The following is a 4617-nucleotide window of genomic DNA, read 5'->3' as shown; positions in this document are numbered from 1 at the left end:
CAGCGACCCCACCAAGCTGATCGAGATCGTCGAGATCGGCAAGCAGCTGCTGATCACCCGCGGCGCGCTGACCACCTTCAGCGTCGCCAACGACCTGGCCAAGTACTTCGCCATCCTGCCCGCGATGTTCACCGGCATCTACGCCCAGCTCGGCGGCCTGAACATCATGCACCTGGCCACGCCGAAGTCGGCGATCCTGTCGGCGGTCGTCTTCAACGCGCTGATCATCGTCGTGCTGATCCCGCTGGCCCTGCGGGGGGTGCGGTACAAGCCGTCGTCGGCTTCGGCCCTGCTGCGGCGCAACCTGCTCGTCTACGGCCTCGGCGGGATCGTCAGCCCCTTCCTCGGGATCTGGCTGATCGACCTGCTCGTGCGCCTCATCCCTGGAATCGGGTGACTTCCGTGAACACACTCGTCAAGCAGACCTGGGCCGGGCTGCGCGTCCTGCTCGTCATGACCGTCCTGCTCGGCATCCTCTACCCGCTGGCCGTCTGGGCCATCGCCCGCATCCCCGGCCTGGAGGGCAACGCCGAAGGCTCGATCGTCACGCAGAACGGCCAGGCCGCCGGCTCGTCGCTGATCGGCGTCGACCCGGTGCCCGCCGATCCGGCGCACGACCCGTGGTTCCACAGCCGGCCCTCGGTGGTCACGCCCGAACTGCCGTCCGGCGCGTCTAACAAGGGCCCGTACGACGAGGACCTCGTGAAGACCATCGGCGAGCGCAAGGACGCCATCGCGAAGCGTGAGGGCGTGTCACCCGCTCAGGTCCCGCCGGACGCGGTGACGGCGTCCGGCTCCGGCCTCGACCCGGCGATCAGCGTGGCCTACGCCGACCTCCAGGCACCGCGGGTCGCGCGGAACACCGGCCTGCCCCTCGACCGGGTGAAGCAGCTGATCGAGCAGAACACGAGCGGGGCCGGGATCGGTGTCCCCGGGGTGGATGTGCTCCCGCTCAACTTGGCCGTGCGCGCGGCGGCCGGAGGGGCACACTGACACCGTGACCACGGAGAACAGGCCGCGCCGGGGAGAGCTGAGGATCTACCTCGGCGCGGCTCCGGGCGTCGGCAAGACCTTCGCCATGCTCGGCGAAGCGCGCCGGCGCCTCGACCGCGGCACCGACGTCGTGGTCGGGCTGGTGGAGACGCACGGCCGCGAGAAGACCGCGGCACTGCTCGAGGGCCTCGAAACCGTTCCGCGACGCCGCGCCGAGCACCGCGGCCGCGTCTTCGACGAGATGGACGTCGACGCCATCCTCACCCGCGCGCCCGAGGTCGCCGTCATCGACGAACTGGCGCACACCAACGTGCCGGGATCGCGCAACGCCAAGCGCTGGCAGGACGTCGAAGAACTCCTCGACGCGGGCATCGACGTGCTTTCCACGGTCAACGTGCAGCACCTGCAGAGCCTCAACGACGTCGTCGAGCGGATCACCGGCGTCACCCAGCAGGAGACCGTGCCGGACGAGGTCGTCCGCCGCGCCGAACAGCTGGAGCTGGTCGACATCACGCCCGAGGCGCTGCGCCGCCGCCTCGCGCACGGCAACGTCTACCCGGCCGAGCGGATCGACGCCGCGCTCGGCAACTACTTCCGGCCCGGCAACCTCACCGCGCTCCGCGAACTGGCGCTGCTGTGGGTGGCCGACCAGGTCGACGTCGCCCTCCAGCGCTACCGCGCCGAGCAGCGGATCACCGACACGTGGGAGGCGCGCGAACGCGTGGTCGCCTCGATCACCGGCGGCCCGGAGAGCGAGACGCTCATCCGCCGGGCCAGCCGGATCGCCACCCGCGCCGGCGCCGAACTGCAGGTGGTGCACATCCTGCGCGGCGACGGCCTGGCCGGGATCAGCCCGGCCGCGATGGCCCGCTACCGCAAGCTCGCCGAAGAGGTGGGCGCGACGTTCCACACGGTCGTCGGCGACGACGTCCCGGGTGCGCTGCTGGACTTCGCCCGCGGGGTCAACGCGACCCAGCTGGTGCTCGGCACCTCGCGGCGGTCCCGGGTGGCGCGGCTGTTCGACGAGGGCATCGGCGCCGCGGTGGTCCGCCGGTCGGGGCCGATCGACGTGCACATGGTCACCCACTCCGAGGCCGGCGGGCGGCTGCGGACCGGGCTGACCGCGAGCCCGCTGGGGCTGTCGCGGCTGGTCACCGGCTGGGTGCTGGGCATCGTGCTGCCGGTGCTGGTCACCCTCGTCGGCGTCTTCATCCCGAGCGGGCTGGACTTCGCCACCGACGTCATCGCCTACGTCCTCGCCACGGTCGTCGTCGCCCTGGTCGGCGGCCTCGGCCCGGCGCTGGTCGCGGCCGTGCTCGGCGCCGGGCTGCTCAACTTCTTCTTCACGCCGCCGCTGTACACGCTCAACGTGCACACCCCGCAGAACCTGGTGACGCTGATCGCGATGGTCGTGGTCGCGGTGCTGGTCGCGCTGGTCGTCGACCAGGCGGCGCGCCGGGCCGCGCAAGCCGCGCTGGCCCGGACCGAGGCGGCCCTGCTGGCCTCCTACGCCCGGACCGTGCTCACCCACGCGAACCCGATCGAGCGGCTGCTGGCGAAGGTCCGCGAGAACTTCGCGCTGACTTCGGTGACGCTGCTGGAGAAGCAGGACGGGGTGTGGCAGTGCGTGGCGACCGCGGGGGAGCACCCGTGCGCGGACCCGGACGAGGCCGACGTCGACATCGCCGTCACCGCCGACGTGCACCTGACGCTGCGCGGGCGGGCCCTGCCGGCGGCCGACCGGCGGGTCCTCGAAGCCGTGGCCGGGCAGGCGCTCCTGGCCCTGCGCCAGCAGCGGATGGCGGCCGCGGCGGCGCGCGCCGAGCGCAAGGCCGAAGCGACCGAGCTGCGCACGACGCTGCTCTCGGCCGTCGGGCACGACCTGCGGACGCCGCTGACGTCGATCAAGGCGTCGATCGGCAGCCTGCGGGCCGCGGACCTGAATCTGTCCGAAGAGGACACCGCCGAGCTGATGGAGGCCATCGAGCTGTCCGCCGACCGGCTCGCCGGGCTGATCGACAACCTCCTCGACTCCTCGCGCCTGGCCACCGGGGCGGTCCGCCCGCACCTGCGCCCGGTCGGCTACGACGAGGTCGTCGCGCACGCCTTGTCCAATGTGGACAACTCGGACGAGGTCGTGGTCGCGATCGACGACGAGCTCCCGTCGGTGCTGGCCGACCCGGGCCTGCTGGAACGGGTGGTGGCCAACGTCCTGGACAACGCCCTGCGCCACGGCGGCGCCCCGGTGTCGGCCCGGGCCAGCGCGCACTCCGGCCAGGTCGAGCTGCGGATCGTCGACCACGGCAAGGGCCTGCGCAAGGGAGCGGCGGATTCGGCGTTCGCGCCGTTCCAGCGGCTCGGCGGCGACCGGGACACGACACCGGGCGTCGGGCTCGGTCTGTCGGTGGCGAAGGGGTTCACCGAGGCGATGGGTGGGACGATCCGCGCCGAGGACACCCCGGGCGGCGGGCTGACGGTCGTGGTGTCGCTGCCCGCGTTCAGTGTGGAGTTCGAAGAGGAGGGGGTGCGATGAGCGACCCGGGGGCCACCGTGCTGGTGGTGGACGACGAGCCGCAGATCGTGCGGGCGCTGCGGATCAACCTGACCGCCCGCGGCTACAAGGTGATCACCGCGCACGACGGCACGGCCGCGTTGAAGGCGGTCGCCGAGACCAAGCCGGACGTGGTCGTGCTGGACCTCGGCCTGCCGGACCTGGACGGCACCGAGGTGATCGCGGGCCTGCGCGGCTGGACGACGGTCCCGATCATCGTGCTGTCCGCCCGCGGCGACTCGGCGGACAAGGTCGAGGCCCTCGACGCCGGCGCCGACGACTACGTGACCAAGCCGTTCGGCATGGACGAGCTGCTGGCCCGCCTGCGCGCGGCGGTCCGCCGGTCCGCGGTGGCGGGCGCGGACGGCGCGGACGCGGTGGTGGACACGGCGTCGTTCAGCGTCGACCTGGCGGCGAAGAAGGTCCGCCGCCACGACGGCGTCGAAGTCCACCTGACGAAGACGGAGTGGGGCGTGCTGGAGCTGCTGGTCCGCAACCGCGGCCGGCTGGTGGCGCAGAAGCAGCTCCTGCACGAGGTGTGGGGCCCGTCGTACGAGACGGAGTCCCACTACCTGCGGGTGTACCTGGCCCAGCTGCGGCGCAAGCTGGAGCGGGAGCCGTCGCGGCCCCGGCACCTGCTCACCGAACCGGGCATGGGGTACCGCTTCGAGGTCTGACCCGGTGGGTATCCCTCCGGCGTGACCGAGGTGACGAAAGGCCGGATGCCGGCCAAGGTGGCGTTGGGGCTGGCGGTGTTGTGGAGCGTGTTCACGGTCGCCGCCGTGGTGCTCGCCCTCGGCTGGGAAGCGACCGGGTGGCGGCAAGCGCTCCGGTTCGTGTGGCCGGCCGGCGGGGTGCTGGCGGCCGCGTTCTACTGGGTCCGGTACTTCCGGGTGCGCCGGAGCGGAAGCCCGCCCCGGACTTCCGGGGTCTGAAGCCGGGCCCGGCCGCACTCGCCGGTTCCTTCGCCGACGACCTGCGCCGTCGCGTTCGGTGCGTCCAGCGCACCCAATGTGGCGTTCGGTGCGTTGGACGCAACCAACGCCACATTGGGGCGCTGGGGGCTAGGCCGG

The 4617-nt window shown here is 72.5% G+C and carries 4 protein-coding genes and 1 pseudogene; all 5 read left to right on the top strand.

Annotation, left to right across the window (positions count from 1 at the left end):
- A pseudogene (locus ACWEVN_RS46685) lies at positions 1–397 on the top strand (potassium-transporting ATPase subunit B); the annotation flags it as partial.
- A gap of 5 nt (positions 398–402) precedes the next feature.
- Positions 403–993: a potassium-transporting ATPase subunit C gene (locus ACWEVN_RS46680; protein ID WP_452055560.1), complete on the top strand. Its 591-nt coding sequence runs from the start codon at positions 403–405 to the stop codon at positions 991–993.
- 4 nt (positions 994–997) lie between these two features.
- The gene (locus ACWEVN_RS46675) at positions 998–3526 is read left to right on the top strand and encodes a DUF4118 domain-containing protein (RefSeq protein ID WP_452055559.1); all 2529 of its coding nucleotides are present in this window, start codon (positions 998–1000) and stop codon (positions 3524–3526) included.
- Complete coding sequence (locus ACWEVN_RS46670; RefSeq protein WP_086837952.1) at positions 3523–4221, top strand: response regulator; 699 nt, start codon at positions 3523–3525, stop codon at positions 4219–4221. The genes ACWEVN_RS46675 and ACWEVN_RS46670 overlap by 4 nt, the downstream gene beginning before the upstream one ends.
- A 21-nt stretch (positions 4222–4242) precedes the next feature.
- Complete coding sequence (locus ACWEVN_RS46665) at positions 4243–4479, top strand: hypothetical protein (RefSeq protein ID WP_452055558.1); 237 nt, start codon at positions 4243–4245, stop codon at positions 4477–4479.
- Positions 4480–4617: the final 138 nt, after the last annotated feature.

The organism is Amycolatopsis sp. NPDC003861, assembly GCF_053605405.1.
Note: the sequence above shows the minus strand (reverse complement) of the source record. Positions and strands in the feature narration are given on the sequence as shown.